This window comes from Arthrobacter silvisoli (assembly GCF_003369445.1).
In the GTDB taxonomy this organism is placed as follows: domain Bacteria; phylum Actinomycetota; class Actinomycetes; order Actinomycetales; family Micrococcaceae; genus Arthrobacter; species Arthrobacter silvisoli.
The window spans coordinates 1-2,526 of sequence record NZ_QRCU01000058.1 but is presented as its reverse complement, the minus strand read 5'-3'; the positions used below and the strand labels follow the sequence as shown (position 1 = coordinate 2,526).

The following is a 2,526-nucleotide window of genomic DNA, read 5'->3' as shown; positions in this document are numbered from 1 at the left end:
CCTAGTCCAGCCGGAGAAGGATTCGTTGGAGGCGATGGCGATGGAGTTCTTCTCTTCGCGTTCGGTGAGGACCTGGAAGAGGAGTTCGGCGCCGCGGCGGTCGAGTTCCATGTATCCGAGTTCGTCGATGCAGAGCAGGTCGACCCGGCCGTAGCGGGCGATCGTCTTGGCGAGCATTTTCTCGTCGGCGGCTTCGACGAGTTCGTTCACGAGCCGGGTGGCCAGGGTGTATTTGACCCGGTAGCCTTTCTCCGCGGCCGCGGTGCCCAGGCCGATGAGCAGGTGGGACTTGCCGGTACCGGAATCGCCGATCAGGCACAAGGGCGCGCCTTTGCGGATCCAGTCCCCGGTGGCGAGGGTATTGATCGTGGCGGGGTTGATGTTCGGGTTCGCCTCGAAATCAAAGTCCCCCAACCATTTGTCCCTGGGAAAATTCGCGGCTTTCACCCGGCGGATGGACGATCGCCGGTCCCGGTCATCACACTCGGCCAGCAGCAGCTCCGCCAGGAACCCCTGGTACGAGAGCTGTTCCCTGGCCGCGACGGTCAGGGCTTCGTCCAGGACGGCCCGGACGGTGGGCAGGCGGAGGCGCCGGCAGGCCTGGTCCACGGCCGCGACCGCTGCTTGTTCGGTCAGGCCGCGGCGCCGGCGCAGGGTTGGAGTAATCGTGGCGGCTGGTGCGGTGGGGCTCATGAGATGTTTTCCTTCGACGCGGGAACATTGGAAACAGCATTGGTGGTGGCGCGTTTGGCGAGCAGTTCGTCATAGCCGGCAACCGAGGGCAGGGGCCGTGTGTCCGGCGGCAGGCCCGCGATCACTGTGGCAGGGTCCGTGAGCCGTCGCTGGGTCAGGCTGACAACACGGTGCGCTTTCGCTCCGTCACGGGCACCGGGATGACGGTCCGGGCCGGCCCCACCCTCGAGCTGGATGGTGTTGGCTGCGTGGCGGCGGGCTTCGACCGCGACGACGTCTGCGCTGACGGCTCCAACCTTGAGCGCTGCGGTCATGCCGGCCACGACGTCGGCTGCGTCCAGGGAACGGTGGAGCAGGAGCACATCGATCAGTTCCCGGGTCCCTTCGGCGTCGCCGTTGACCTTGCGGGTCTCGGCCCAGAACGCCTCATGCACCGCGGTGAACACGCCCGCCTCACGCGCCCTGGCCAAAGCCGTGGACCCGGGCAGGGCCCCGGGCTTGGCTTTGAGGACCTCCAGGTAATGATCCAGCTGGACCGACTGCCCGGTTTTCGCTGCGATCCGCTGATGCCGGGCAACCACGTTCCGGCCGTCAAAGACCAGCAGGTCGGAAGCCCGGAGGGAGACCCGTAGCTTGTGGCCGATGAACCGGGCCGGGACGGAGTACTTGATCATCCGCACCGTGATCATCGAGGACCGGTCCACCCGTGGCGTCAGCACCAGGCCCGGATCGAATACTTCCGCCGGCAACGGCGCAAGGAACGGACGCTCGGTTTCGAAGTCCTGGCCGATGGTGCGGATCCGGTCATTGATCCGCCGCCGCTCATCGGCTTCTTCCCAGGCTTTGATCCTGGCGTTGAGCTCGTCCAGGGACTCCACGACCGGCATCGGGGAGAGCCTGTTCCGGCGGAACCAGCCGACCTCACCCTCGACACCGCCCTTCTCGTGGGCGCCGGCGATCCCGGGCTGGCAGTAGAACGCATCGAAACCGTAATGGGACTTGAACAGCACCCAGCGGTCATTCTCCTTGCGTTGGCGGCCTTGCCCGAAGACCACCGCCGTCACGGCACTGGTGAGGTTGTCATAGCGGATGTGCTTTGTCGGGATGCCACCAAGTACGTTGAATGCCTCGATGTGGCCTTCCAGGAACGCTTCCTGGGCCTGCGTCGGGTAGATGCGGTGGATGGCTTTGCCCGAGTGGGAGAGCCGGAAGACGAACATGTGGCACTTGGTCTTCACCCCGTTCAGCACCACCCAGACCTCGCCGAAGTCCACCTCGGCTTCGGCGCCAGGGGCGTGTTCCTGGGGAATGAAGACCTCAAGCCGGCGGCCGGCCTCGACATCGATCTGGGCCCGGCGCACCCGCACATAATCCCGGACCGTCGAGTACGACAACAGCTCGGCGTCGTGTTCCTCAATGAGCCGGGCCAGGATACGCCGGGCGGTATGGCGCTGTTTCCGCGGCGCCGACGTGTCCTCGATCAGCATCTGATCGATCGCGGCCTTGAACGGCTCCAAACGATGGGAGACACCCCGGCGGGGTTTCCGCGACGGCGGTTCAGCCGATTCAAGAGCCTGCCGGACGGTCCGACGGTGGACGCCATGGCGGCGTGCGAGTTCACGGATCGACAAGCCCTCGATCCTGGCATCCCTGCGGATCCTCGCGAACAACTCCACCCGTGCATCCATCCGGACCTCCAACAAAAGGCTCGTTCCAGCAGTTGGAACAAGCCTCAGGTGGGGCCACTTATAACCGTCACAACCACACCGGCGAGTCAGGAAGTGGGGCCAGAAATAACCGTCCTACCGGGGCCAAACAAACCTGTCACAGTCA

General features: G+C 65.2%; 2 protein-coding genes. Both read right to left on the bottom strand.

Features of this window, described 5'->3' with window-relative positions; all coding sequences use genetic code 11:
• Positions 1-693, bottom strand: a 693-nt coding sequence (istB, locus tag DWV11_RS13335; RefSeq protein WP_115789413.1) for an IS21-like element helper ATPase IstB, incomplete at its 3' end; no start/stop codon positions are given.
• On the bottom strand, positions 690-2,381 hold the full coding sequence (gene istA, locus DWV11_RS13330; protein ID WP_115789412.1) for an IS21 family transposase: 1,692 nt from the start codon (positions 2,379-2,381) through the stop codon (positions 690-692). The genes istA and istB, both read right to left, overlap by 4 nt.
• Positions 2,382-2,526: the final 145 nt, after the last annotated feature.

Coding starts and splice junctions, on each gene's coding strand:
- istA (WP_115789412.1), bottom strand. CDS start 2,381: ATGGATGCACGGGTGGAGTTGTTCGCGAGGATCCGCAGGGATGCCAGG.